Raw genomic sequence first — 26,128 nt, 5'->3', positions numbered from 1 at the left:
GCGGCCGTCGGAATCTCTGGTATGGTTGTCCAAACCGAGCGAGACGAGGTCACGTGGTACAAGTGCGAGACCTGTGGCCTGATGTTCGACGACCAGAGCGACGCGCGTCAGCACGAGGAGAACTGTGACGACGAAGACCCGTCCTACATCCAGTAACGGTCCTCGTTCCGCGGTCACGTCCGCCTCACGCAGGCATCACGCCTCGACGATTTCGAAGCTCCGCTCGCCGAGTTCATCCTCCTCGAAGACGAACACGCGGCCGTTTGTCACCTCGTAGTCCACCTCGACTTCCGTCCGCATCTGATTGTCCCGAACCGTAACTCCCGGGAACAGTTCGTCTTCCTCGCCGTCGTCGAGGATGACACGTCCGACGCCCGTCTCTTCGAGAATATCGTCATGTGTGCGGAGGTCGTTGACGTACACGAGGATACCTGACGTCTCCGTCTTGTCGGTAATCAGGACGTGTGTGTCTTTCCCCGGCGCTGTCTGGATACTCCCTTCGACCGCCGTTGGGACGCCGTGATAGAACGCCTGCCGACCGTCGAGGTACTCCACGACGATGCCATCCTCGGTCAGCTCGACCGAGACGGTGTCCGGTGCGATGTCCGACCGGTTGCTCATACTGGCAGTTCCAGCGGCGCGCTGAAAAGTGACGCGTTGTCCGCTTCGTCCGGTGCTGGTCGGCAACTCACCTCGGACAGCACCAGCAGACGGGGTGCGAAAGGGACTAGTGACTCGCCTGTCTCCGTCTCAACATGACGAAGACCCTCGTCGTTGGCCTCGACGGAGCGAGCTGGGAACTGCTCGACCCGTGGATCGAGGCCGGCAAGCTCCCGAATCTGGCCGCGCTGCGGGACACCGGAACGTGGGCGGGGACGCGGAGCTGTCTGCCACCCGTGACCTTCCCGAACTGGAAGTGCTACTCCTCGGGGAAAGACCCCGGCGGATTCGGCGTGTTCTGGTTCGAGAACGTCGACCTCGCCGCGGGCGAAATCAACGTGATGAACGGCGGCGACTACGACACCGCCGAGCTGTGGGACTATCTCAACGACGAAGGCCAGTCGGCCGGCGTCATCAATATGCCCACGATGTACCCCCCGCGGGACATCGACGACCTCGTCGTCGCCGGCGGCCCGGACGCCGTCGAGGGCGAGTACCGCTCGATCAGTTCTGGCTACACCTCGCCGCCGGAGCTGGCGGAGGAACTCGAAAACCGGTTCAAATACAGCGTCCATCCGGACCCGCTCCTGTCCTCAAATGACGAGCGTGGCGCGGAGGTCGACGCTATCCTCGACCTCTTAGAGAAGCGCTTCGAGGTCGCGACAACGCTCATGGACGAACGGGACCTCGATTTCGTCCACGTGACGCTGTTCTATCTGAACGTCCTCCATCACTTCTTCTGGGACGACGAGCCGAGCCTGCGCGCGTGGCAGCTCGTCGACGAGTGGGTCGGCCGGCTCGACGACCGTACGGACCTGAACCTCGTCCTGATGTCCGACCACGGCTGTGACGCGACCCAGACGGAGTTCTACATCAACGAGTGGTTGGCCGAGAACGGCTATCAGGTCCGAGACACGAGCGTCGACGCCGTGCTCACCCGGGTCGGGCTCGACCGGGAGAACCTGCTCGCAGTGGCGAAGCGAGCCGGATTGGTGGATACGCTTGCTCGCGTCGTCCCGGAGTCCATCCAGCAACTGGTCCCGCAGAAAGACGGCGTCAAGCGGGACCGTAAACTGGAGGCCATCGACCTTGAACAGACGAAGGTCGTCGCGAGCGGCCAGGGGCCGGTGTACATCAACTCCCGGTTCGACGTGGAATCGGTCCGTGAGTCGTTGATGGCCGATCTGCGCGAGGTCGAGGATGAACACGGGCCGCTGTTTACCGACGTGTACCGGGGCGAGGACGTGTACAACGGCCCCTACGTCGACGCCGGTCCGGAGGTCGTCGTCGACCAGCGACCGGGCGTCCACGTCAACGACGGCATCGGCGGCGGGACCATCCAGAGCGGTCCCGACCGCTGGGCGGCCGAGAACACGCCGTACGGCATCTTTGCCGCCAGCGGGCCGGACTTCGAGCCACAGGGCGAACTCGACCGTATCAGCATTCTCGACATCGCACCGACGGTGCTGGCCGCCCACGGCTGTCCCGTCCCGACTGATATGCGCGGCGAGGTGCTCCCGGTGTTCGACGAGGACCCCGCCGTCGGCGAGCGCGACCCGCTTAGTATCGAGGATGCGGTCGGAAGCGACGACGGCGACGCCGTTGAGGACCGCCTGAAGCAACTGGGGTACATGGAGTAGCCCCGACCGTGTCAGCGACTGGCGTCGAATGAGTGAACCCAATGGGATAAGTAGCCGCTCCCGATACACTCCGGTATGGTTAGCATCGATCTGAACAACAGCCAGCGAACGATGCTTACGACGCTGGTAAACAGGTATCAACAGACCGGTGAGGCGGTCACCGGCGAGACAATCGCGGAAGAGATCGACCGAAACCCCGGCACGGTGCGGAACCAGATGCAGAGTCTGACCTCGCTGGGACTCGTCGAAGGCATTCCCGGCCCGACGGGCGGGTACAAGCCGACATCCGAGGCCTTCGACGCGATCGACCGTCAACAGATCGACGAGGCCGAGAGCGTCGTCGTCGCCCACGACTACGAGCGCGTCGACGTCACCGTCGAGGAAATCAACTTCACCAACGTCCACGACCCGGAGAAGTGCCGCGCCCGGTTCCACCTCCAGAGTTCGGTGCAGGACTTCAGCGAGGGGCAGGCCGTTATCCTCGGACCAACACCGATTTCAAAGCTCGTCGTCGCCGGGACGGTTGTCGCGGTCGACGAATCGAACAGCGAGATCCTCCTTGACGTTGCGAAAATCGACGCCCCTGTCGAAGAACCGGACAAGTAAGCGAGCCATACAGCTGGCAGGCTAAGACGGCTGCCTCAGAAGTCTTGATTCAGGGGTCGACCCGGTCAATCCACAGCGTCGGCGTCTCTATTTCGTCTTCGGTGGGGAGGGTGTCCGGTGAGTCCCAGACGCGCCCGGCCGCGGCGACGCCGCGGGCATCTGCGACTGTGTCGAAAAACGCTTTTCCGCGTTCGTACTGCTGTCGTTTCATCCCGAGACCGAGCAGCCGGCGCATGAGCGACGCGATGGGGCCACGTCCCTGTCGGCGCTGATCGACTTTCCGTCGCAGGTCGTCGTACTCGTCGTCGAAGGCGCGGTCCATCAGCAGTTCCGCGTACCCCTCGACGGCGGTCATCGTCGTGTCGAGTTCGCCGAGTGTCGCCCGGTCGATATTGCCGTCGGTGAGGTTGTCGATGGCGTCTTCCATCGCTGTTTCGAGGTGGTCGGACAGCCACGGGGCCGCGCCGAACTCCGCTGCGTGGGTGACCTCGTGGAACGCGATCCAGCGGCGGAATCGGTCCCGCTCGGCGTTCAACTGGTCGGCGACCCGGTTGATATTGGGGCGGACGAAGTACAGCGCGTGGGCGTCGTTGTCCGCGAGCAAGACGGGGTCGTACTGGCCAAGAACGTTATTGCCGAGGAACGACAGTGCAACAGCCATCGAGCCGGTGTTGACGACGCGGGCGATGCCGGGCATGTACTCGGCCTGCTGTTCAATCGGCTCCATCACGCGACTGAACGTAGCGACGTTGGCGTCGATCCAGTGGTGGCGGTTCTGGATTTCGACAGTTTCGGGCAGATCAAACGCGAGTTCACCGACCTCTCGGACGCGGTCTCTCGCGTCCCGAACGTCGGTCGCGTAGCCGTCGCGTTCGGGCGTCTCGACGGTGAGGTCACCTGTATCGGTGGCGCCCTTTGCGGCGTCGGCGACAGCACTCCAGTCGATGGGGCCGTCGCCGGTCGCGCCGGCGACAGCCTGCACACTGTGGTATAATCCCATACGTCTGAAATGTGGCGGGAGAAAATAGGCCTTCTCCCTGTGAAACCGACGACCCGCGTTCGGTTCGGAGGCGTGGCCTAGCCGCTACAGGTCGACATCGCTGTCGTCAGCGTCTCCGGACCCGCCGAGATACAGGCGCAAAATGAGCGCGACAGCGACGACAACACCGAGTCCGACAAGCGCGAGGCGACCGACACTGGGGCCACTGCCGCCTTCGGCGTCCGTTTCGTCGCTCGCTCTATCCGTCCGCGACCACCGCGACTTGCTGTCTGATTCGTCTGCATCGTCACTGGCGCTGAACGGCGCATTCGCAGCAAACTCCGCACCGTCGAGATGCACTTCGAGGAAGGTGAATTCTGCCATAGTGACAGTTCGACGCCGCGGCTCTTAGCCGTGGCGGTACCGAGTGATTCCGTCCGTGTGCAGTCCGCTGTTTTCATGACCACGGGGCAGTTATCGCACCTATGGACACACGACGACGAGAGTTCCTTGAATCGCTTCTGACAACGCCCGGCCCGTCGGGGTACGAGGCCGACAGCCAGCGGGTGTGGCTCGACTACGTCAGCGAGTTCGCCGACGAGGTCCGAACTGACGATTACGGGAACGCCGTCGCCAAAGTCGAAGGTGGCGACACGACTGTTGCGCTCGCGGGCCACGGTGACGAGATCGGCTTCATCGTTCGTGACTTCACCGACGACGGCTTCGTCAAACTGGGCCGCATCGGCGGCTCAGACAAGACCGTCTCGCGCGGGCAACACGTCACCATTCACACGGCCGACGGGCCGGTATCGGGTGTCGTGGGCCAGACCGCGATTCACCTCCGGGATTCAGACGACGACTCCGTCCCGGAGATCGCCGAACAGCACGTCGACGTGGGGGCCGAAGACGGCGACGAGGTCGAGTCGCTCGTCGACCGCGGCGACCCGGTGACGTTCGTCCAGACGCTGAGCGAACTGGAGAACGGCCGCCTCGCCGCGCGGGGGATGGACAACCGCATCGGTATCTGGGCGGCCGCGGAGGGGCTCCGACGCGCGGCAGAGTCGGATGCAGACGCAACGGTGTACGCCGTCTCCACGGTCCAGGAAGAGGTCGGCGTGCAAGGCGCGAAGATGGTCGGGTTCGACCTCGCGCCGGACGTGGCTATTGCCGCTGACGTGACTCACGCGACGGACGCGCCCGGCTCGCCCGGCAAGGCCGCGACGGGTGTCGAACTCGGCGCTGGACCGGTCGTCGCTCGCGGGAGCGCGAACCATCCGGTCGCCGTCGACGCCCTCCGAGAGACGAGCGACGCCGAGGACATCGACATCCAGTTGCAGGCGACGGGTATCCGGACCGGGACCGACGCGGACGCCTTCTACACCTCCCGCGGTGGGATTCCGTCGGTCAACGTCGGACTGCCGAACCGTTATATGCACACGCCGGTCGAGGTTATCGACCCCGACGACCTCGACGCGCTCGCGGACCTGCTGGCCGGCTTCGCCGTCCGAGCGGCCGACCGAGCGCCCTTTCGCGTCGACGTGTAGGATATCGGACCAGTAGGCGGCTGTGCCACCGCGCAAACGGTACGTTTAAGCGGCCATCACTATCCAAACCGTACATGAGTGGACGACCGCTGGATGTACTCGAAGCGTCCCTCGGTGAGACAGTCACCGTACAGCTGAAGGGTGGCGAGCTGTTCGAAGGGGAACTCACCGGCTACGACCAACACATGAACCTCGTCGTCGAGGATGAAGACACAACGATTATACGCGGCGATAACGTCGTCTCAATTACTCCATGACTGGCGCAGGAACTCCGAGTCAGGGCAAGAAAAACACCACGACGCACACGAAGTGTCGTCGCTGTGGTGAAAAGTCGTATCACACGAAAAAGAAGGTCTGCTCGTCGTGCGGTTTCGGCAAGTCGGCCAAGCGGCGTGACTACGAGTGGCAGTCGAAAGCGGGCGAATAACACACTCAACACAAATGCACGAGAAGTGCGGCGTTGTTGGCATCTCTTTGGAGGACCGTGACGCCGCCCGACCGCTTTACTACTCCTTGTACGCGCTTCAGCACCGCGGCCAGGAATCGGCCGGTATCGTCACCCACGACGGGTTCCAGCAGTACAGTCACGTCGAAATGGGACTCGTCGGTGACGCATTCGACCCCGGCGACCTGGAGGCGCTCAACGGCTCGAACGGCATCGGCCACGTCCGATACCCGACCGCCGGAAGCGTCAACGCCTGCTGTGCCCAGCCCTTTTCGGTCTCGTTCAAGTCGGGGTCGCTGGGGCTGTCCCACAACGGGAACCTCGTCAATGCCGACGAGATCGGCGACGAACTGGCCGACCTCGGCCACGCCTTCACCTCGGACGGCGACACTGAGGTCATCGCCCACGACCTCGCGCGTAATCTCCTAGAGGAGGATCTGGTTCGGGCCGTCAAGCGGACGATGAACCGCATCCACGGGTCGTACTCGCTGACCATCATGCACGACGAGACGGTCCTCGGCGTGCGCGACCCGCAGGGGAACCGACCGCTGTGCATCGGCGAACTCGAAGACGGGTACGTGCTGGCCTCCGAGTCAGCCGCCATCGACACGCTCGACGGCGAACTCATCCGGGATGTCAAGCCCGGCGAACTCGTCGTCCTGCACGCCGACGGGACCGGCTACGACACCTACCAGCTCGTCGAGCCCGAGAACACGGCCCACTGCTTCTTCGAACACGTCTACTTCGCGCGACCGGACTCGACCATCGACGAGAACCTCGTTTACGAGGTCCGGCGCGAACTGGGCCGCAAGCTCTGGGCGGAGTCCGGGGTCGAATCAGACGTGGTGTTGCCGGTTCCAGACTCCGGGCGCGCGTTCGCCTCCGGCTACGCCGAGGCCGCACAGGACGACGGCTCGGACATCGAGTTCGCCGAGGGGCTGATGAAAAACCGGTACGTCGGCCGCACGTTCATCATGCCGACCCAGGACGAACGCGAGCGGGCCGTCCGACTGAAGCTCAACCCCATCAAGTCGACCATCGAAGGAAAAAGCGTCACCATCATCGACGACTCTATCGTCCGCGGGACCACCTCGACCCAGCTGATTCAGCTGCTGAAAGACGCCGGGGCCGAGGAGGTCAACGTTCGCATCGGCGCGCCACCAATCGTCGCACCCTGTTACATGGGCATCGACATGGCCTCCCGGGACGAACTCATCGCCGGGAACCAGTCCGTCGACGAGATCCGCGAGGAAATCGAGGCGGACTCACTGTCGTATCTCTCTATCGACGCCATCGCGGAGACGCTTGATAAGAGCCAGACAGACCTCTGTCTTGGCTGTGTCACGGGCGAATACCCCTACGACATCGAGGGCGAGGCGACGGACCGCGACGTTGCCCGCCCCGATATCGGGACGCAGTCGAGGCCGGCTGACGACTAGCGTCGGCGGTGCGGGCTGTCACCACATTTTTCCGCAGTCCGAGCGAGGAATCGCGCATGCCAGGGCCGTCCTTCCTCGCAACCGACCGCACCGCCCTCCGGTCCCCGGAGCGAGACGATCTCGACTGGATACAGCGCGTCTTCCACGACGAGAAGGTCTGGGGACTGGGCACGTACGCCCGCCCCCCGACCAGCGACCAGATGGAGACCTTCTACGAGGAGACGCTCTCCGATGAGGACTCGGTTCATCTGCTGATCTGTGCCGACCCGGCTGGAAGTCCCGGCGCAGTCGAGGACCGAACCGAGCCAGTCGGACTTGTCGCCATGACAGACCACGACCCGGAGCGGGGCACAGCTGAACTGGCTTACTGGCTCGACCCGGACGCCTGGGGACAGGGGTACGCCACTGAAGCGGCGGGCAGACTGGTCCAGTATGGCTTCGACCAGCGGGCGCTCCGGAAGTGGTCGGCGAAGATCGTGGGCGGAAACGACCGCTCCGTCGCAGTGGTCGAACGACTCGGATTCACGGAGGAAGGGACCCACCGAGAGGAGTGGTATCTCGACGGCGAGTGGCGCGATATGCTGTGGTTCGGCCTGCTCCAAACGGAGAGCAACTGATAGTGACTATTGCGAGTCAGTACCACATCGACCGCACGACAGCGTGTGGTCGGAGCGGCAACCGGTCGCAACAATCACTGTGACGCTACCAGACCAGATACAGCATCACGTACACAGCGATGCCCATCGAGAAGGAGATCAGCCACAGCCCTGCGGCCAGCTTGCCGGCCCGCGGGTGGTTCGTCGACGGTAGCTCCGAGACAGGGTAGGTGTAGGCCAGCAGCAGGACGTAGTACACTGCCGGGATGGCGATGATGGCAAGCAGGATGTGGACAGCGAGAAACGGCAGGTAAAAGTACGTCTCGACGACTGACGGACCGGTGAACTCCGTTGGCCCGACAAGCGTTATCCGATAGAGGTACAGCACGAGAAACAGGGCGAACAGGCCAAACGAGGAGACCATTAGCTTCCGGTGTCGGGTGACGTTGCCACGGCGGATTGCTCGAACGCCACCGACGATTGTACCGATAGCGAGGGCGCTGACTACAGCGTTAGCGTGGGGGATCGCTCCGAGAACGCTCGCGGGCGCAGCGGGGAGAGCCGACTGGGGAATCGCCCCGAGAACGGCCCCAAACACGAGGGCGAGCGACACAACCGTCAACAGGCCAGTGAGTGCTGGCACGCGATACCGCGCCTGAAGATCCATATCACGACTCCGGACTGGACGCAAAATACGGTTTCGAGTCACGTACCGCGAGGCAGGATCGCTACGTGGGTTCCGCTGACGGCCGCTCAACGCCGGCTACGTTCAGCCGGACCCGTCCCATCGGTTCGTTGGAGAACCCGATTTCCCATCCGTGACCCTGTGCGATCTCCCGGATCACAGCGAGATGGAGCCCGACCCCCTCGTCACTGGAGGCGTAATAGAGTTCAAACGGGCCCTCGTTCTCCACCGCTACCGGGATACTGTCGTGCTCGAAGGCGAATCCGTCGGCCGTGTCGATGATCGTTATTTTCCCGGTATCCCCCTGCTCCATAGCAAGCCGGAAGAAGTTCTCTGCGAGCTGACACAGCCGGCTACTATCGGCCAGTATCGTCTCGGTACAGTCGATTTCGATAGTCGACCCATCGGTGTTGACCGTCGTCCAGGCGTCCGCCATCACGTCGGAAAGCGTGACCGGCTCGACGGTGTACTGCCGGCCGCCCTGTCGGGCGATCTCCATGAGGTCGTCGATGAGAAACGACATCCGGGTGTGGCTTCGCTGGATGGCGTCGAACTCCTCGGCGGCGTGTTCAGCAGCTAACAGGTCGACGCGTCCCATCGCCGCCTGAAGCGGGTTCCGGAGTTCGTGTGAGATTATCTGTGCGAGCTCTCGGAGCCGTTCTTTCTGCTGTTCAAGTTCCGTCGTCCGCTGCTGGAGCGCGTTTTTCGTCTGGCTCGCGTCGATAGCCAGCGCAATATTGTGGCCGACCTCCCTGAACGTATCCTGTTCTTCCGTGTCGAAGATATCGACACGGTCAGCGTACACTCCAAGGACGCCGTAGGACGTCCCATCGTACACCAGTGGGACGGCGAGAGCGCGAACACAGTCCGTCTCCAGTGCATTCGTGTCGTCCCCAGACGCTGTCGGGTCGATATCTGCAACGACCAGTCGGTCTTCTGATTCGGCACGGACCAGCGGCTCCGGCGCGGTGATAGTGACACTGTCGCGCTGTGACCCCAGCGCTCGAACGACCGGCCTGTCGTGCTGACAGGTCACCGTACAGGCCTCGCTGTACCTGTCCGTGCCCGCCAGAACCGCCGTGACATCGCGTTCGATGTCCATCCGAGACTGTGAGCGGATGAGGGCCTGATTGACGAGTCGGACGGCCTCGTTGAGATGTTTTCGTTTATTCGCCCGCTGACGGGCCGGGCTGGAAGCGACGGCTGCGTCGACCTGCGCCAGTAGCCGCTGGTGAGCGTCACTCACTGTACTCGGAACGTAGCCGAACACGTCACGGCTGTAGGCCTCGCGGGCGATGTCGCCGTTTGTCACCTCAGCAAAGAGGATAACCGGAAGCTCGGGCTGCTCCCGTTGCAGTCGGTCGAGAAGCGTCAATCCACCGAGGTACTGTGTTCCGTCCGGGTTCTCCACTTCGCAGTTCGTGACGACACAGTCAGTGTCGTACTCGTCAAGCGCACGCTCCAGATCACGGACACCGTCGAATTCGCGGACGGTGAGACCACTGTCCCGGAGCATCGAAATCGCAGCCCTGTCCTGACGTGGACTGCGAACGAACAGGACGGTGGGCTGTGGCTTCATCACCCTTCCGAGGAGATACACACATAAAGAAGTTACACCCTATCTTTCTCTACAGCTGTCATTTCCTCTTCTCAGCGACGCTACCGCCCAGTTCAGGGGACGATTTATACACACAGCACCGTATTCTCTGATGATGGCACACACGGGGCTGGAAACGCATCGGACCCAGTCGGCAGTCATCGCTGCGATACAATCACTTATTGACTCTGCTACCGAGAGTCTAACGATTGCGGTCCCGAAATCAGCTCTCTCTGTGTTTGTGCCCCAACTAAGCGCCGCTATCGAGCGGGATGTACTGGTGCTGTTACTGATCCATGGCGACGCCCCAGCGCCGACTCCAGCGTACGAGAATATTGCAACGGCGGTCAGGACAATCGAGAGCGGTATCACCCCGCTACTCGTGACCGCCGATGTTCGGCGGGGACTCACCGGCCACGTCGGGATGGTGACTGACTCGGGAGTGGACCGTCAGGCAACGGAGTTCGACAATGAGAACCTCGCTCACGACGAGTTCACGATGTTTCTCGGCACCCACTGGCTGATGGGGACGGAACACTACGTCGCTCCCGTGTGTGCGTTCCCGCGGACGTTCTCCACATTCCAGTTCGCAGTACTCATGGCAGCGCTGGCGCTGCGGGCGGGGACGCCGATCACTGCTCGTGCTCGGGTGGTCTCGACGACGGACCGAACGGAGACGACGATATCGGGACCGGTGATAAACGTCCGCCAGAGCATCGTTTACCCCGCATCGAGCAAGAACCCGGCCGAGCGGTCACTCACTATCGAAACCGATGCCGGACCGGTCACTGTCGGTGGGACCGGTGCTACGAAGGAAACCTATGAATGCCGCGAAATCACGCTGGACAGCGCTGACGGGGAATGACGTAGCGAAAAACCGCCTGCAGTGGGGAAAAGTCGGCGTCGGTGTGTCGACCGTCGTTACTGGAAGGTGCGGCTGGCCGTGCTCTCGTCGGCGACACCGGGTTCGGCCCGGTCGAAGCGCTGTTCGATTTCCTCGTAGCGCTCGCGGGTCTCCTCGGTGACGCTGGGACCGACTTCTTCGAGCGCGTGCTCGAAGTGGTCCATCGTCACGCGGACGTTGCTGACGCTGTCGCCGATTTCCTCGGGGTCCACGCTGTTGATGAACTCCCGGGTCGCGGCCATCGACGCCTCGCGGGCGACCGCTTCGATGTCCGCGCCGACGTAGCCGTCAGTGCGGCGGGCCAGTTCGTCGAGGTCGACGCCGTCGGCCAGTGGCTTGTTCCGGGTGTGGACCTGGAAGATGGCGCGGCGGGCGTCCTCGTCCGGGACGGGCACGTGAACGTGCCTGTCGAGGCGACCGGGGCGCAAGAGCGCGTCGTCGATGAGGTCCGGCCGGTTCGTGGTCGCGACGACCACGACGTTCTCCATCTCCTCGATGCCGTCAAGCTCCGTCAGGAGCTGGGAGACAACGCGTTCGCCAACACCGGAGTCGGTCGTCCCGCCGCCGCGTTCGCCGGCGATGGAGTCGATCTCGTCGAAGAACACCACAGTCGGGGCGTTCTCGCGGGCCTTGCTGAACACTTCGCGGACGCCCTTCTCGGACTCACCGACGAACTTGTTCAGCAGCTCCGGCCCCTTCACCGAGATGAAGTTGGACTGGGCCTCGTTGGCGACGGCCTTCGCCAGCAGCGTCTTCCCGGTGCCGGGCGGACCGTACATCAGCACGCCCTTTGCGGCTTCGAGGTCCATCGACTCGAACACGTCTTCGTACTCCAGAGGCCACTGGATGGTCTCTCGGAGCCGTTCCTTGGTGTCTTCGAGGCCACCGACGGAGTCCCAGGTGACATCCGGGACTTCGACGAAGACCTCCCGGAGCGCGGAGGGCTCGATGCCCTTCATCGCCTCGCGGAAGTCCGTGTCGCTGATTTCCAGGCGTTCGAGGACCTCGGCGTCGATCTCGTCGGATTCGAGGTCGAGCTCGGGGCGGATACGTCGGAGCGCGTTCATCGCGCTCTCTTTGGTCAGGGAGGCGAGGTCAGCGCCGACGAAGCCGTGGGTGTTCTCGGCGTAGTTCTCGATGTCGATTTTCTCGGAGAGGGGCATCCCGCGGGTGTGCACCTGCAGGATCTCCTTGCGGCCCTCCTTATCCGGGACGCCGATCTCGATTTCACGGTCGAAGCGGCCACCACGGCGCAGTGCCGGGTCGATGGCGTCGACGCGGTTCGTCGCGCCGATGACGATGACCTGCCCGCGCTCTTCGAGCCCGTCCATCAGGCTGAGTAGCTGGGCGACGACGCGCCGTTCCACGTCGCCCTGCGTCTCGCCGCGCTTGGGGGCGATGGAGTCGATCTCGTCGATGAAGACGATGGCGGGGGAGTTCTCCGAGGCCTCGTCGAAGATCTCGCGGAGTTGCTCCTCGCTCTCGCCGTAGTACTTCGACATGATCTCCGGGCCGGAGATGGTCGTAAAGTACGCGTCAATCTCGTTGGCGACAGCTTTCGCCATCAGCGTCTTCCCCGTGCCGGGCGGGCCGTGGAGGAGGACGCCCTTTGGCGGTTCGATGCCGAGCTGCTGGAACAGTTCGGGGTGGCGCATCGGCAGCTCGATCATCTCCCGGACCTGTTCGAGCTCCCGGTCGAGGCCGCCGATGTCCTCGTAAGTCACGTCGGGCGTGTCGCGGGCTTCGGGCGCACCCTCGCCGCTGTGGACCTGCTCGGCGGGCATCTCGCTAACCTGAATGTCCGTGGAGTCGGTCACGACGACCGTTCCGGATGGTTCGGTCTCAGCGATTTTCAGCGGAATCTTCTGGCCGGACATCGAAGAGAGCGGGCCAAGGCCGAAGCTCACTGGTACCGTCTGGCCCTGCGTGACGGCTTGGCCGCTGAGGTTGTTGCGAATCATCGGGCCGACGTTGCCCCGGACCCGAAGGTTCTGGGGCAGCGCGACGGTGACCGAGGTCGCGGGGTTCACGTCGGCTTTCTCGATATTCACGTGGTCGTCGATACCGACGTTGGCCTCCTGGCGGAGTTGGCCGTCGATACGGACGATGCCGTTCCCCTCATCCTCGGGGTAGCCAGGCCAGACACGGGCGACCGCGCGACTGTCCTGCTTTCCTTCGAGAACGATGTAATCGCCGTTCTCGAGATCGAGTTCGTCCATCGCGGCACGGTCGATAGCCGCGAGGCCACGGCCGGCGTCTTTCTGTTTGAGTGGTTTAACAGTAAGTCTCATCAGTTATCTCCCTCCTCCTCTGACAGTTCGATAGTGAGGACCCCGTGATTCATAAACGCTCGTGCGTCGCCGGCAGGGATCTCCTGTTCGTGCTGGTGGCCGTCCGCGACGACGATGACGGTCCCGTCGACCACATCGACACTCGCATCGGCGGCAGGTCCCACGTCCGCCGCGAGCACGACGGTGTCGTCGTACTCGAATCGGCGGAGGGGCGTCTCGTCGAACAACTGCTGTTCTGAAGTCATACTAACTCAAAGTAAGCGAGGTAAGTATATAAATCCATCGCAGAAATACGCCATACGGCAAAAAAATTCAGCGAGTTGCTTGAATGCGGTTCACACCTGTTCTTGTCGCGCCAACCTTTTATCCACACCGCTTCCGAACCGTGGTGCATGAACTGGGTCACCCACGACGGGCGAGTCACGACGTACAGACAGGCGCAGTCTGCTGGTACAGGACCGACAGCGCTGTATGTCCACGGCAGCGGCGCGACACACCGCGTGTGGGGGCATCAGTACGCCCCATCCGGACCGACCCATCCCGCCGTCGCGCTGGACCTGTCAGGCCACGGAGAGTCCGACGATATCGACACTGGGGCCGGGACCGCGACGCTCGACGCCTACGCAGACGATGTGGTCGCTGTGGGGCAGGAGACGGACGCAGATGTACTGGTCGGGAACTCGCTCGGTGGGGCCGTCGCCCAGTGGGTCGCGCTCGAACGGGACTGGTCGCTCGAAGCCATAGTGTTGCTGGGGACCGGCCCCGAACTCCCGGTGTTCGACGGGCTCCAGGAGTGGCTTGCGAACGACTGGGACCGCGCCGTCGAGTTCCTGCACGACCGGGACCGCCTGTTCCACGATACCGACCACGAGGCCCTGTCCCGCTCCCACGAGGAGATGGAAGATGTCGGGCAGGCAGTGACACGCCGTGATTTCATGACCTGTCACGAATTCGACGTGCGTGACCGACTCGGCGAGATTGACGTACCCGTGCTGGCTATCTGCGGCGAGCACGACAAACTGACTCCGCGTGCGTATCACGAGACGCTTGCCCGCGAGGTCCCCGACGGCGAGGTGTCGTTCGTCCCCGACGCTGCCCACCTGGCGATGGTCGAACAGGCCGGGGTGTTCAACGACATCCTAGCGGAGTTTATCGAGGATGCGGTTTGAGAGATCCTGCACCAGCGCCACCGAGACACACAACTACTGACTGTAGGGGGCTACAGCGACCGTCACAGTTGCGACTGTTCTGCTGAAGCCGATGGCAGTCGAATAGTGATGACCGAACCCCGTGGCGTATTTTCGGCAAACGTGATGGTTCCGCCGGAGGTAGTGATAGTCCAGTAGGCGATCCAGAGACCCAGCCCGTTGCTGTGCTTGAGAGCTGTCTCTGTCCCCGTTTCGATCACTTCCTGCTCCCGGTCAGGGAGCCCGGGACCGTTATCAGCGACCGCAACCGTAACTTTCCCGTCAGCCGTGGGTCCAGTGACTGTCACCGATACCTCTGGGACCGACTGGTCGTTGTGTTCGGCCGCATTTTCCAGAACGTTTCGCAGCGCGGAGTCGATCAAATCTACGGCAGATACCGTCGCCCGGTCCGGCCGTTCGACGCGAAACTCCGCGTCTGGATACGTCCGTTCGAGGTCAGCTATTACGTCTGCAACGACAGCGCTGAGATCGACGGTCGTAGTTTCGACTGCCCCGTCCCCGACGAACCGCTCTAGGTCGCGGGCCTTCTCGCTTAATGTGACAATATCCTCGCCTTTCCGTTTGATTCGCTTCAGTTGTGGCTGAGCCTGCTGTGATTTGAGGAGGTTCTCAGTGGTCCCCAGAATGACCTGCATATCGTTACGGATGTCGTGGCGGAGGACGCGGTTGACGACCTCCAGGCGCTGGCGCTGGCGCTCGATGCGTTGTTCGCGCTGTTTGCGCTCGGTTACATCAGTCAGTGTGATCAGTTGTCCCGTGACTGTGCCGTAGCCACGATACAGCGGTGTCTGTCGGACTTCGTATGCTCGCTCTTCGCCGTCCACGGGAACGGTAATTTCGGCACGGTCAGGGGAGTCGTCGGTTGGCGAGTCACGGAGGTCCATCAAACTGGGAAGCACATCTCCGAGTGGCCGGCCGATCCACGCTGCCCCCGATGTCCCGATAATGGCTTTCGCCTGTGGATTGAGATCGATGACAACGTCGCGTTCGTCGACGACGATGACGGCCTCTTGCATCGACGCGACGATCTCGTCCCGGGCGATTTCTCGGGCGGCAGGAATGATCTGTAGCAACTGCCGACGAAAAACAGCGCCCCCCAGAAGGACGCCGGTGAACACGAATCCGATCTTGGTCAGGTCAAATACGCTCGAGACGCCGGTCAGATACAGGACGTTCCCGCTCCACGGGAGGAGTGCTGCCAGGCTGAGTCCAAGTGCCTGCGTACGGTAGACGCGTCCTGAGAGTAGCGCCAACTTCAGAATGAGGCCGGTCCCCACAGCCATCACGGTATACGCGTAGGCGGTCCACGCCCAGAACGCGGGGCCTCGCTCTGTTACCAAAACGACGAGTGATCCGCTGAAGGCCAACTCCATCGAGGACCAGAACAGCCCATGGTACTGGTTCGTCCACGCGAGCGAGATCATCAGGGCAGGCCCGAGGAGTATGCCACCCAGCTCTTTCCGGGTCGGAAGGCGAGTCTGACCCGTGTACTGGATAGTGAACAGGAGCCACGCGACGGGAACGGCTCCAATTGCGGGATACATGAGCTTGAGTGCGAGGCGCTTAGTTGCAAGGTCGGCTGCCCCGAGTTCAACCAGAGACATCACCGACCACCACGCGATTGCAAGCATCAAAAAAGCCAGAGAGCGAGACCCCGTGCAGTCGCGATAGTACACGCCAACGCCAGCGATGAGAAGCGAAACTGCGGCGGATAGGAGTGGAGTAAACAGATACCAAGAGAACTGGAACTTCATTCCTACTGTTGAACTCCGTACCCCACATGTATGCGATTAATAGACTTTAAACTACCAGATACACCGCTCAATATCGAGCCTTATATGAGCCTAAGCGGAACTGAACGGCTGACGCTGTTGGCGTCTTACTCTCCGGGGTAGACCCACGGGCCGAGCGCGAAAAACAGCAGGGCAATAGCGAGCATCGCCCGTGGCCCGGCCCGGAAGAACGCCGTCGGCGCAACAACAGCGACCGTCTGCACGACACCCATCGGAACCGCGGTTTTCGGCCCCGGCTTTGGGTAGTCGAATGGCGCGACCATCGCAAGTGAGAGCGCGAGCGCGCCAACACTCAGCACCAGTGGGTTCGTGACGCCGCTCAGATACGCCGTCGCGATGATGATACTCCCAAGCGTGTTGGGCATCCCCGGCCGCTCGTCGGGAGAATCGAAGTACGTCGAGTAGAATGCCGTCCTGACGATGGAGCACACGACGTATGCGGAAGCGAGCAACACGAGGCCGACGAACACGCCCGGATTGGCGGACTCGATACCGCCGTATGCGTCTGTCAACAACACGTAAAGAAAGAGGCTCGGCGTCGCGCCGAACGAGACCACGTCAGTCACGGAGTCAAGCAGTGGGCCGACCGCCGAACTGTCGCCGTTCCGGGCGACGATTCCGTCGATTGCGTCGGCAATGACCGCCAGCAGGATGAGCCGAGCGGCCAGTTGCAGGTCGGTGAACGCGATGGCTCCGGCGACGAATCCGACGACGGCATTGCACAACGTCACCGTGTCGGCGACACTGAGTCGTCGGCGTACCTCGAAGCCCATGGTTCCCCGGTTGGCCACGGCGTATATGAAGGACTCGAAAGCGAACGCGCCGCGGTTCCGACCAGCCATCCATCACTCGTCTGGGAGTTCGTGGCCGAAGCGGAGGCGAGCAGCGGTGGCGAGCGACCCGACGACGAGGATGACCAGTTCCCAGCCGCTCCGGGCGATGGGGAACACGCGGTCGACGGCCTCAGGTTCTCGCTGTCCCGGGGTGGGGTCGACACCGGTACTCATCTGGACCTCGCTGGAGTTGCCCATCGATTGGGTGGTCGAGCCACCGCTTCCGTCGCTCCCGCCGCCGCTGGGTGTCTGAGCGGTTGGCTCGGGAAGTTCGACGAATGTCTGGACGATGCCGCGCTGGCTCGAAAGTTCGAGGTGGCCGCTGAGCTGATAGAACTGGTCGTACAGCGGCCAGAAGAGGTTCGCACCGCCCGTAATTAGGTCCAGCAGTACGTGACCCACTGCGTACACGATGACACAGAACCAACTGACCCGAACGCCGTAGGCCCCCCAGCGGCCCTTGATATACGACTCCTCCCGCACGTACAGGTCGACCGCGATGAGGAGGGCCAGCACCGCCGGGATGACGAGGTTCGTCGTCGCGGCCCGGTGGCCGGCCTGCCAGTAGAGGCCGATGAACGCGTCTATATCGGGGAATGTGACGACGAGTATCGACAGGAGAAGCGACCGTTTATCGAATGCAGCACCCAGTAGCGTCGCAGCGAGTAACCCCACAAAGGCGTAGTGAACCACCAGCGAAGGCATATAGATATCAGTACTACCACAAAAATGAGCGTTGTGGTGGGCTCTATCAGAATGAGAAACTACCCCACTTGATTAATATGGTCACAGTAAATACATTGTCAGTGGGGAACTGGTGGGGTGGAACGGCACCCATTAACACTTCTATCGATAGGAGCGACACGGCGAGTCAAAACAGCGAAAAAGAGAACCGCCTAGTCTGCCGTGATTTCCTGCTGTGCCGTGGTCGCCTCATTCTCCATCGGGACCACGAGCTTGTAGAGCCCGTACAGGGCCAGGACTAGGATACCGGCGAGGACCAGCCCAGTCCGCAGCGTCGGATCGATCATCGGAGTTGCGATTATCTCGCCCGCGTCGTTGGTCAGCGGTGCCGCGCTGTAGGGCTTACCCGCCAGTATCTCCACGATGCCGAGGACGACGACGCCCAGCAGCATCAGTCCGCCGCTGAGTGCCATCGCCGCTTTGTCGATGACGGTGGTGTGTTGTTGCATTGGTGGTCACCTCCTTAACCGAGCAGGTACCTGAGCTTCGGGTGTCGTTTGACCAGTTTGGTCTTCTCGATGATGGCGTCGAGGCCATAGTAGCGGCCGGTGGCCAGCACGATCATCGTCATGAACAGGAGCAGGCCCATGAAGTCGCTGTTGACCAGCCCGTGGCCGAACTCCGCGTTGCCGATCCAGAACAGGGACATGAAGAAGACCCCGAACACGGAGGCGAGCCTGACCAGCGCGCCGACCATCAGGCCGAGCCCGATGAGCGTCTCGCCAAGCGGGACCATCGCCTGAATGAGCCAGCCAAGGTGCTCGCCCATCAGCACGGGGATCGGACCGAGTGCCGTGCCGGTCATTTGCCTGAGGTACGCCGGCCCGTAGGTGTAGGCCAGTCCGTCCTCGATGAGCTTCGTTACGCCTGCGTGGAAGAACCACCAGCCGGTCACGACACGCAGGAACGCCAGCCAGTACGCGGTCCAGGCCCCGCCGAGCTCGAGTTCGAACTCGTCTGCCAGGGGGTTCGCCGCTTGATAGGACATCTGTGTCACCTCACATGTGTACCTGCGTGGTCAGGTAGCATATAAATGAGAGCGTGTTCCCACCGATTGAAAACACATCTCAGCGCCTGAGAAGGGAGATATCGGTGATTGATCATGTGACAATTCGTTCGGCTGCGGGTTTTTATGTACGTTGCCCAGCCGTGGGACCCACCCACGGGCCACCGTGAGGTTCAAACCCTCCATGCGACTACGCTACGACACCAATGGTACTCGAACTGACGGGCGAACACACCACGGCGCGGGTGATGGTCGACGACGAATCGCTCGTCGAAGCAGGGTGTCGGGAACAGATCGAGACGCTCATCGACCACCCGGCGTTCACCGAACCGGTTCGGATCATGCCGGACACGCACTGGGGGGCCGGCGCACCCATCGGCTTCACGATGCCACTTGGCGACCGTGTCGTCCCGAATATCGTCGGCGTCGACGTGGGCTGTGGGATGGCCGCGACGAACCTCGGTCCGAACCTCCCGTTAGAAGACGAGGAGCGCGAGCGACGCGTGCGCGAGGCGGTCCCGATGGGGCGGTCGGTTCACGATTACGACGACGCAGTCCACTTCGTCGAGGAGTTCCCGTTCGAGCGGGCCAACCGCGTCTTCGAGCAGTTCGACGCGGCCTACGCCGAGCGCTTCGGCGAGCACATCGACCCCGTCGAGTTCGACTTCGACGGCTACGACGAAGACTACTTCGAGGCGCTGTGTGACCGCGTGCTGGCCGACCAGCGGCAAGGAATGGGGTACATAATCAAGAGCGCTGGGACGCTGGGCGGCGGGAACCACTTCGTGGAGTTCGGCCAGGCCCGCGAGTCGGGCGACTACTGGCTGGTCATCCACAGCGGCTCCCGGTACCTCGGTAAGTCCGTCGCCGAGTATTGGCAGTCGACGGCGACGGACCGCCGGACCATCGGCGAAATCCGCGAACAGATTCCCGAGGAGTACGTCGAGTACCTGAAGTTCGACCCGGACACCGTGGAATCACGGGACCTCTACGCGTGGGTCACCGGCGGCATGGGCGAGTCATACATCCGGAAGGACCGACTTCGCCGCGAACTGGACGGTAAGGATATCGAGGACGCCTTCGACGAGCTGGGGACGGTACAGGACGCTATCCACAGCAGCGACGACGAGGACCGCAACACGGACCTCGATTGGCTCGAAGGCCGCGAAGCCCACGGCTACCTCGTCGACATGCTGTTCGCCCAGCAGTACGCCCGCTGGAACCGCGAACTGATGAGCGACGCAATCTGTGACGTGCTGGACGTCGACCCCGTCGACCGGTTCCAGTCGATTCACAACTACATCGACTTCCGCGACCTGACCATCCGCAAGGGGGCGACCCCGGCCCGCGACGGCCAGCGGCTACTGGTCCCGTTTAACATGGCCGACGGGTCGATTATCGCACGCGGGAAGGGTAACGATGAGTACCACCAGACAGCGCCACACGGCGCGGGTCGCGTGATGAGCCGTCGGCAGGCCCACAGCGATATCGACATGGACGAGTTCGCCGCGGCGATGGACGGCATTTACTCGGAGTCCGTTATCGAAGGCGTCCGGGACGAAGCGCCGATGGCATACAAGGACGCTGACGCGATTCTTTCGGCCATCCAGCCGACTGCCGAAGTCGTCGAGTACGTCGACGCCGTCCACAACCTGAAGGCGACAGAGTAAGCCAACCTGTTAGTCTGGCAGAAAGTGATTTGGCCGCGAAGGCCTTGGGTCCTGTATGACCATTCTCGTTGCGGTCGCCAACGACTCAGTCTCTCCGGCAGTCATCGATACTGCGGTGCGACTCGCCGACGGACTCGATGAGGAACTGTACGTCGTCCACCTCGTCGACGAAGACACCGCCGACGGCACGGCCATGCAACTCCGGGACGAGATGCGTGACCGGTTCCGCGACGCCACCGCCGTGGCAACGGTCGCTATCGAACACGTCGGTCGGTCTGCAATGCGCTCGGGCACACGGATTGGAAACGAACTGCTCGAACTCGCGGCTGACGTGGACGTTCAGCACATCGTCATGGGCCACGAGCCGAAGGGGCTGGCTGGCAAAATCCGTGAAGGCGACGCGGCGGTTTCCGTCATCGACGCCGCCGACGTCCCGGTAACAGTCGTTCCGGAGAGGTCGTCCGACGCCTGAGCGCCACAGGAGTCGTTATAGGCCAAGTTCCCGGCCGAGCACCATCCGCTGTATCTCGCTCGTCCCTTCGCCGATCTCCATGAGCTTTGCGTCCCGGTAGAACCGCTGTGGCGCGAAATCCGTCGTGTAGCCGTACCCGCCAAGCACCTGAACGGCGTCCTCGGCGACCTGCCGGCAGATTTCGCTGGCGTCGAGTTTCGCCAGCGACGACATGCGCGTCACGTCCTCGCCGGCGTCGTACATCGTCGCCGCCTTGTGGGTCAACAGGCGGGCGCGCTCGATCTTGCGGTCCATCTCGACGATCTTGTCCCGGACGGCGTCGAACTTCGAGATGGGACGGTCGAACTGCTCGCGCTCGGTGGCGTAAGACTTTGCGGCCTCGAACGCGCCCTGTGCCAGCCCCGTCGAGAGCGCGGCGATAGAGATGCGCCCGCCGTTGAGCGTCTTCAGCGTCTGCTCCCAGCCGTCGCCTTCCTCGCCGAGCAGGCGGTCCGCGGGAACCCGGCAGTCGTCGAACTGGAGTTCGCAGGTCGGTGAGGCGTTCAGTCCCATCTTCTCCCACTCGGTGGTCACTTCCCAGCCGTCGTCCTCGGGGGCAACGATGAACGTCGAGATGCCGTCGTAGCCGGCCTCGGGGTCGGTGACGGCCTTGACAAGTATCGACCCGGCGACTGAGGCGTTCGTGATAAACTGCTTGGTGCCGTTGACGACGTACTCGTCGCCGTCCCGCTCGGCCGTCGTGTCCATGTCGCTGGCGTCGCTCCCGCTGCCCGGTTCTGTCAGCGCCCACCCGCCGAGTTGGTCGCCCGAAGCCAGCGGCGTGAGCCACCGCTCCTTCTGAGCGTCGGTGCCGAACAGCTCTATCGGCTTGGTTCCCAGCGAGGTGTGGGCGACGTACGAGAGGCCGATACTCCCGGAGACGCGTCCGAGTTCCTCGGCGACCAGCGCGTACATCAGTGTATCGCCGCCCAGCCCGCCCCACTCCTCGCTGATAGGCACGCCCATCACGTCTAGCTGGCCGAGTTCCTCGAATACCTCGGCCGGGAAGCGATGCTCCTCTTCTATCTCCTGTGCTACCGGCTGAATCTCGTTCTCGCAGAACTCACGGACCGAATCCCGTATCATCCGGTGTTCGCCCGGCACGTCGAACTCCATACCAAGCGTAGGGGCTGTGTGAATAAATACCACAGGTGCGGACGCAAGCCATTTGCCCGTCGACGGCGTTTCCTAGAGAGAATGGCGTTCCGGCGACTCCTCCGCGGGACGGTCCCCTGGGAGCAACTCGAAGGCGTGGTGCAGGCGGTAATCGAACGGTATAACGAGCCCGCGGCCCACGTAACGTTTCTGGAGGCGGACAACTGGCTCTCGACGCCGCTGGTCGTCAACGACCAGTGGTTCGTGAAGGTCATCACGGAGCAGAACTCGCTGGTCCACACACTGTTGACCGCCGGCCGCAATATCGGCGCATTTTCCTCGGGGACGGAGGGCTTTTTCGAGCACTTCGGGACGCCCTACGAGATGGCGGAACACGAACTGGCGGCGACCCGGCGGATGCGAGAAATCGGCGTCAACGCTCCCAAGCCTATCGAGGCGTTCGAGTACGACGGGATGGGCATACTCGTGCTGGAGTACATCCCTGACTTCGAGCCGTTGGACAACCTTTCACCCGAGACGGTCAAGGGACACAGCCCGGCGGTGTTTGAGTTCCTCCACCGAATGCACGAGGACGGCCTGGCACACGGCGACTTCCGCTGTGAGAACGTGCTCGTGGCCCACGACGACCTGTACTTCATCGACGCAACGAGCGTCCGCGCGGCGGCAATCAGCGACGCCCGTGCATACGACTTAGCCTGTGCGCTGGGGGCGCTGGAGCCGCTCATCGGTGCGCCGGCTGCCGTCTCCGCCGCCGCACGCCACTACGATATGTCTGAGTTGCTGGCTGCGGAGGAGTTCCTCGACTTCGTCAACATCCGCCCGGACCACGACTTCGCCGCCGCTGAAATCCGTGGGGCCGTGGAGAAACGCGCATAGGCTGGCGCGGAACGGCCTCAGTCCGCTGGGGTTGCCTCGACTGCCCGGCTTCTGGCCACGACGCCGATACCGACGAGCACGACGGCCCCGCCGGCAATGGTCGACGGCCCGGGTAGCTCCGCGAGCAACAGCAGCGCCAGCAGCGCGCTCCCGACCGGCTCGCCAAGCAGCGAGACGCTGACCATGCTGGACTCGACGTGTGCCAGCGCCCAGTTGAGGACAGTGTGGCCGAACACGCCGGGGCCGACAGCCATCGCGAGAAACAGCGCCCACTCCCGCGGCGGGTAGCCGGTGACGGGGTGGCCCGATGTGATGACAAAGGCGAGCAGGCACACCGCCGCGACGCTGTAGACGACAGTCACGTACGGAATAAGTGGGAACCGCTGGCGGAGCGAGCGCCCGGCCAGCACGTAGCCAGCGGCCATGATGCCGCCAACGAGGGCCAGGGCGTTGCCGTACAGTGGCCGCGGGCCGATGGTCCCGCTGCCGAGCAGCTCGCCGATAGACATCACGACGATGCCACCGATAGCGACCAGAATGCCCGCGGCCGTGCCACGCGTGACGCGTTCGTCGAGCAGCGCCCAAGCGCCGACGGCGACGAACAGGGGCTGGCACTGGACCAGTGTGACCGATGCCGCGACACTGGTCCACGCCAGACTCTCGAACCACGCCGCGAAGTGAACGGCGAGTGCGACACCAGTCGCCGCAGCCGCCAGTACGTCCTGCCGTGCGAGCCGTCCGAACGCCGACCGATGCCGTCCCAGCGCTAGCGGGGCCAGCAGTGCCGTTGTCAACAGAACACGGTAAAACGCCGCCACCGACGCCGCGGCATCGCTCCACCGGACGAGAATCGCGCTCGTACTAACGGCGAGGACGGCGACGACGAGCCCCAGTCGCGGGTCGATTCGCGGCCCGGTCACGGCCATCCTGCTCCGTTGTGACGCAGCGACAGCACAGCCCAATCAGTTACAGCGACGACACGTCCTCTCATCCCGTGGCAGTATCCGACACGGGGATAAAGAAACACCGGATATCATAGTCGGGTCCGTCCCGTCCGCAAGCGAGGGTGTGCTACCCTTCGAGTAGTTCCTTCGTCTGCTGATGGCGATACCGAAACATCGGTTCCATCCCGAGACACCCGAATGGGCCAAGTGCCCGCCCAAGCGGCCCGCCGGGCAGTTCGAACTCGACGTGGTCGTGGACGAGCGTTTCCCTGTCGCTCAGCGCCCGAAACGTGTGCGTGTGCTCCCAGTGGGGGAACGGCCCCTCCGCCATCACGTCACGGAACATCGCTTCGTCCTCGCCCTCTTCACGGGCGACGATATTCGAGACCCACTGCTGGCGGGGCGGCACACCAAAGGGCTTTATCGAGGATTCGACGACCGACCCGGCGGTCAGTTCTTCAGGGTTTGGCTCGCCATCTGGTCCCCGTTCTGCCTCGATGCGGATGTTCATCCAGTCGGGAGTCAGGGCGACCAGTCCATCGCCCGTCGCGTGGAATTTCCAGACCTCTGACAGCGGAGCTTCGACGCGAACCTGCCGCTCGTAAATGTCCATACACGCAGTAGGGGAAGCGTTGGCAAAACACCCGCGATAGCCGCGACTGATTCCGGAATGCGGTCAGGGCCAGATGCCGCCTTCCTCGGCGGCGGCGACGACCCGCTGGATTGCGACGACGTACATCGCCGTCCGGAAGTTCGGCGCACCGGTCTCCTCATAGGTCTCGACAAGGTCGTCGAACGCGTTTGTGATGATGGTCTCCAGTTCATCGTTCACGCGGTCTTCGGACCAGTAGAACCGCTGGCGGTTCTGGACCCACTCGAAGTACGACACCGTGACGCCGCCGGCGTTGGCGAGGATATCCGGGAACACCGCCACGTCACGTTCGGTGAGAACGTCGTCCGCGTTCGGCGTCAGCGGGCCGTTTGCCGCCTCCACGACGATGTCGGCCTGTACATCCTCCGCAAGGTCGCCGTCGATAGCGTTTTCGAGCGCCGCTGGGACGAGCAGGTCCACACCCATCGTCAGCAGCTCTTCGTTCGTCAGCTCCTCTGTTGCGCCCTCGTAGCCGGCCAGCGACCCGGTCTCGCTCTTGAACGCCTTCGCGTCGCGTGCGTCGAGCCCATCGGGATTGTAGACCGCTCCCGAGGAGTCCGATACTGCGACGATGTTTGCGCCGAGGTCCTCGATGAGTTTTGCCGCCACGGAGCCGGCGTTCCCGTAGCCCTGCACAGCCACCGTTGCGTCTTCCATGTCTTTGCCGAGATAGTCGAACGCCTCGCGGGCTGTGAGCATCACGGAGCGGCCGGTGGCTTCCACGCGGCCTGCGCTGCCACCCGACTCCGGGGCCTTCCCGGTGATGACGCCGGGTTCAGTGGTGTTCTCCAGCGTCTCGTAGGTGTCTTTGATCCAGTTCATCTCGCGCTGGCCGGTGTTGACGTCTGGCGCGGGGATATCCCGGTCCTCACCGATAATCGGGCGAAGTTCCTCTGCGAACGACCGTGTTATCCGCTCGATTTCGCCAGCCGAGTACTGGCGCGGGTCGATTTCGATGCCGCCTTTCCCGCCGCCGTAGGGGATGTTTACCGCAGCACATTTATACACCATCCAACCAGACAACGCTTTGACTTCGTCACGCGTGACCTGTGGATGATAGCGGATTCCACCCTTGTACGGCCCTCTGTCACCGTTGAACTGTGAGCGATAGGCACGAAACACCTCGACGGAGCCGTCGTCCATCTCCACGGAGAGGTTCGTCTCAAGCACTCGCTCGGGGTGTTTCAGCCGTTCGAGTACGTCAGTCGAATATTCGAGATAGTCCGACGCGTCGTCGATTTGCTCCTGTAAACTCTCAAATGGGTTTACCTCAGGCGACATACGTGTAACGTCTCAGACTGTGGGCAAAAGGGTACCGCCGTCCATGGGATTTTCCAGACAACAATTACCCACAACGGAGCCCGTTGCCAAACGGAATGTCTGTGACGG

The 26,128-nt window shown here is 62.9% G+C and carries 29 protein-coding genes; 13 read left to right on the top strand and 16 right to left on the bottom strand.

From position 1 onward, the window contains the following. Positions 1-21: 21 nt before the first annotated feature. Positions 22-156: a DUF7128 family protein gene (locus C437_RS21155; RefSeq protein WP_004517924.1), complete on the top strand. Its 135-nt coding sequence runs from the start codon at positions 22-24 to the stop codon at positions 154-156. Between the two features lie 39 nt (positions 157-195). Here the strand turns inward: C437_RS21155 and C437_RS15430 are convergent, their stop codons facing one another. Then, a complete protein-coding gene (locus C437_RS15430; RefSeq protein WP_004517923.1) occupies positions 196-621 on the bottom strand; it encodes a DUF5796 family protein in 426 nt (141 codons plus the stop codon). Positions 622-755: 134 nt separating this feature from the next. Between C437_RS15430 and C437_RS15425 the strand changes: the two genes are divergently transcribed. Together C437_RS15425 and C437_RS15420 are read left to right on the top strand one after the other, a co-directional pair. Beyond that, entirely contained in the window at positions 756-2,300 is a 1,545-nt protein-coding gene (locus C437_RS15425) for an alkaline phosphatase family protein (protein ID WP_004517922.1), read from the top strand. A 75-nt stretch (positions 2,301-2,375) separates the two neighbouring features. After that, the gene (locus C437_RS15420) at positions 2,376-2,906 is read left to right on the top strand and encodes an Rrf2 family transcriptional regulator (protein WP_004517921.1); all 531 of its coding nucleotides are present in this window, start codon (positions 2,376-2,378) and stop codon (positions 2,904-2,906) included. 49 nt (positions 2,907-2,955) lie between these two features. Here the strand turns inward: C437_RS15420 and C437_RS15415 are convergent, their stop codons facing one another. Together C437_RS15415 and C437_RS15410 are read right to left on the bottom strand one after the other, a co-directional pair. Then, complete coding sequence (locus C437_RS15415; RefSeq protein WP_004517920.1) at positions 2,956-3,906, bottom strand: zinc-dependent metalloprotease; 951 nt, start codon at positions 3,904-3,906, stop codon at positions 2,956-2,958. An 84-nt stretch (positions 3,907-3,990) separates the two neighbouring features. Continuing rightward, entirely contained in the window at positions 3,991-4,269 is a 279-nt protein-coding gene (locus C437_RS15410) for a hypothetical protein (protein WP_004517919.1), read from the bottom strand. A 101-nt stretch (positions 4,270-4,370) separates the two neighbouring features. Between C437_RS15410 and C437_RS15405 the strand changes: the two genes are divergently transcribed. The 5 genes from C437_RS15405 to C437_RS15390 all read left to right on the top strand — a co-directional run bounded on the left by C437_RS15405 (position 4,371) and on the right by C437_RS15390 (position 7,930). After that, complete coding sequence (locus C437_RS15405) at positions 4,371-5,429, top strand: M20/M25/M40 family metallo-hydrolase (RefSeq protein ID WP_004517918.1); 1,059 nt, start codon at positions 4,371-4,373, stop codon at positions 5,427-5,429. Positions 5,430-5,503: 74 nt separating this feature from the next. Further along, positions 5,504-5,686 (top strand): LSM domain-containing protein, encoded by a 183-nt coding sequence (locus tag C437_RS15400; RefSeq protein WP_004517917.1) that lies wholly within the window; start codon positions 5,504-5,506, stop codon positions 5,684-5,686. Continuing rightward, a complete protein-coding gene (locus tag C437_RS19970) occupies positions 5,683-5,856 on the top strand; it encodes a 50S ribosomal protein L37e (RefSeq protein ID WP_004517916.1) in 174 nt (57 codons plus the stop codon). Before C437_RS15400 ends, C437_RS19970 begins: the two co-directional genes overlap by 4 nt. A 14-nt stretch (positions 5,857-5,870) precedes the next feature. Beyond that, complete coding sequence (gene purF / locus C437_RS15395; RefSeq protein ID WP_004517915.1) at positions 5,871-7,313, top strand: amidophosphoribosyltransferase; 1,443 nt, start codon at positions 5,871-5,873, stop codon at positions 7,311-7,313. A gap of 56 nt (positions 7,314-7,369) precedes the next feature. Next, positions 7,370-7,930 (top strand): GNAT family N-acetyltransferase, encoded by a 561-nt coding sequence (locus tag C437_RS15390; RefSeq protein WP_004517914.1) that lies wholly within the window; start codon positions 7,370-7,372, stop codon positions 7,928-7,930. 85 nt (positions 7,931-8,015) lie between these two features. Here C437_RS15390 and C437_RS15385 read toward each other — a convergent pair whose 3' ends face one another. Both C437_RS15385 and C437_RS15380 read right to left on the bottom strand, forming a co-directional pair. Beyond that, positions 8,016-8,576, bottom strand: a complete 561-nt coding sequence (locus C437_RS15385) for a DUF420 domain-containing protein (RefSeq protein WP_004517913.1) — start codon at positions 8,574-8,576, stop codon at positions 8,016-8,018. A gap of 61 nt (positions 8,577-8,637) precedes the next feature. After that, positions 8,638-10,173 carry a hybrid sensor histidine kinase/response regulator gene (locus C437_RS15380; RefSeq protein ID WP_004517912.1) on the bottom strand — a complete coding sequence of 512 codons (1,536 nt, stop codon included), beginning with the start codon at positions 10,171-10,173 and terminating at the stop codon, positions 8,638-8,640. Between the two features lie 130 nt (positions 10,174-10,303). Here C437_RS15380 and C437_RS15375 point away from each other — a divergent pair, with 130 nt between their 5' ends. After that, positions 10,304-11,056, top strand: a complete 753-nt coding sequence (locus C437_RS15375; protein WP_004517911.1) for a TrmB family transcriptional regulator sugar-binding domain-containing protein — start codon at positions 10,304-10,306, stop codon at positions 11,054-11,056. Positions 11,057-11,112: 56 nt separating this feature from the next. Here C437_RS15375 and C437_RS15370 read toward each other — a convergent pair whose 3' ends face one another. After that, the gene (locus C437_RS15370) at positions 11,113-13,386 is read right to left on the bottom strand and encodes a CDC48 family AAA ATPase (protein ID WP_004517910.1); all 2,274 of its coding nucleotides are present in this window, start codon (positions 13,384-13,386) and stop codon (positions 11,113-11,115) included. Then, complete coding sequence (locus C437_RS15365; protein WP_004517909.1) at positions 13,386-13,631, bottom strand: DUF7127 family protein; 246 nt, start codon at positions 13,629-13,631, stop codon at positions 13,386-13,388. The genes C437_RS15370 and C437_RS15365 overlap by 1 nt, the downstream gene beginning before the upstream one ends. Before the next feature lie 147 nt (positions 13,632-13,778). On the opposite strand from C437_RS15365, the gene C437_RS15360 reads away from it, so the two are divergent. Further along, positions 13,779-14,555 carry an alpha/beta fold hydrolase gene (locus tag C437_RS15360; protein WP_004517908.1) on the top strand — a complete coding sequence of 259 codons (777 nt, stop codon included), beginning with the start codon at positions 13,779-13,781 and terminating at the stop codon, positions 14,553-14,555. A 62-nt stretch (positions 14,556-14,617) separates the two neighbouring features. Here the strand turns inward: C437_RS15360 and C437_RS15355 are convergent, their stop codons facing one another. The 5 genes from C437_RS15355 to C437_RS15335 all read right to left on the bottom strand — a co-directional run bounded on the left by C437_RS15355 (position 14,618) and on the right by C437_RS15335 (position 18,952). Next, entirely contained in the window at positions 14,618-16,348 is a 1,731-nt protein-coding gene (locus C437_RS15355; protein ID WP_049919850.1) for a histidine kinase N-terminal 7TM domain-containing protein, read from the bottom strand. Positions 16,349-16,473: 125 nt separating this feature from the next. Further along, on the bottom strand, positions 16,474-17,160 hold the full coding sequence (locus C437_RS15350) for a protein sorting system archaetidylserine synthase (protein WP_049919860.1): 687 nt from the start codon (positions 17,158-17,160) through the stop codon (positions 16,474-16,476). A gap of 72 nt (positions 17,161-17,232) precedes the next feature. Then, a complete protein-coding gene (locus C437_RS15345) occupies positions 17,233-17,925 on the bottom strand; it encodes a metal-dependent hydrolase (RefSeq protein ID WP_004517905.1) in 693 nt (230 codons plus the stop codon). 191 nt (positions 17,926-18,116) lie between these two features. Beyond that, a complete protein-coding gene (locus tag C437_RS15340) occupies positions 18,117-18,413 on the bottom strand; it encodes a hypothetical protein (protein WP_004517904.1) in 297 nt (98 codons plus the stop codon). 14 nt (positions 18,414-18,427) lie between these two features. Further along, positions 18,428-18,952 carry a DoxX family membrane protein gene (locus C437_RS15335; protein WP_004517903.1) on the bottom strand — a complete coding sequence of 175 codons (525 nt, stop codon included), beginning with the start codon at positions 18,950-18,952 and terminating at the stop codon, positions 18,428-18,430. Between the two features lie 224 nt (positions 18,953-19,176). Here C437_RS15335 and C437_RS15330 point away from each other — a divergent pair, with 224 nt between their 5' ends. Both C437_RS15330 and C437_RS15325 read left to right on the top strand, forming a co-directional pair. Then, positions 19,177-20,640 carry an RNA-splicing ligase RtcB gene (locus C437_RS15330; RefSeq protein ID WP_004517902.1) on the top strand — a complete coding sequence of 488 codons (1,464 nt, stop codon included), beginning with the start codon at positions 19,177-19,179 and terminating at the stop codon, positions 20,638-20,640. A gap of 55 nt (positions 20,641-20,695) precedes the next feature. Then, a complete protein-coding gene (locus C437_RS15325) occupies positions 20,696-21,112 on the top strand; it encodes a universal stress protein (protein ID WP_004517901.1) in 417 nt (138 codons plus the stop codon). Positions 21,113-21,127: 15 nt separating this feature from the next. Here C437_RS15325 and C437_RS15320 read toward each other — a convergent pair whose 3' ends face one another. Next, positions 21,128-22,267: an acyl-CoA dehydrogenase family protein gene (locus C437_RS15320; RefSeq protein WP_004517900.1), complete on the bottom strand. Its 1,140-nt coding sequence runs from the start codon at positions 22,265-22,267 to the stop codon at positions 21,128-21,130. 81 nt (positions 22,268-22,348) lie between these two features. Between C437_RS15320 and C437_RS15315 the strand changes: the two genes are divergently transcribed. After that, the gene (locus tag C437_RS15315) at positions 22,349-23,143 is read left to right on the top strand and encodes an RIO1 family regulatory kinase/ATPase domain-containing protein (RefSeq protein WP_004517899.1); all 795 of its coding nucleotides are present in this window, start codon (positions 22,349-22,351) and stop codon (positions 23,141-23,143) included. A gap of 17 nt (positions 23,144-23,160) precedes the next feature. Here C437_RS15315 and C437_RS15310 read toward each other — a convergent pair whose 3' ends face one another. The 3 genes from C437_RS15310 to C437_RS15300 all read right to left on the bottom strand — a co-directional run bounded on the left by C437_RS15310 (position 23,161) and on the right by C437_RS15300 (position 26,020). Further along, positions 23,161-24,069: a DMT family transporter gene (locus C437_RS15310; protein WP_004517898.1), complete on the bottom strand. Its 909-nt coding sequence runs from the start codon at positions 24,067-24,069 to the stop codon at positions 23,161-23,163. Positions 24,070-24,214: 145 nt separating this feature from the next. Then, the gene (locus C437_RS15305; RefSeq protein WP_004517897.1) at positions 24,215-24,700 is read right to left on the bottom strand and encodes an SRPBCC family protein; all 486 of its coding nucleotides are present in this window, start codon (positions 24,698-24,700) and stop codon (positions 24,215-24,217) included. A 63-nt stretch (positions 24,701-24,763) separates the two neighbouring features. Continuing rightward, entirely contained in the window at positions 24,764-26,020 is a 1,257-nt protein-coding gene (locus C437_RS15300; protein ID WP_004517896.1) for a Glu/Leu/Phe/Val family dehydrogenase, read from the bottom strand. Between the last annotated feature and the right edge of the window lie 108 nt (positions 26,021-26,128).

This window comes from Haloarcula vallismortis ATCC 29715 (genome assembly GCF_000337775.1).
GTDB lineage: Archaea > Halobacteriota > Halobacteria > Halobacteriales > Haloarculaceae > Haloarcula > Haloarcula vallismortis.
The sequence above is the reverse complement of the archived record's forward strand: the minus strand, read 5'-3'. Positions and strand labels throughout refer to the sequence as shown.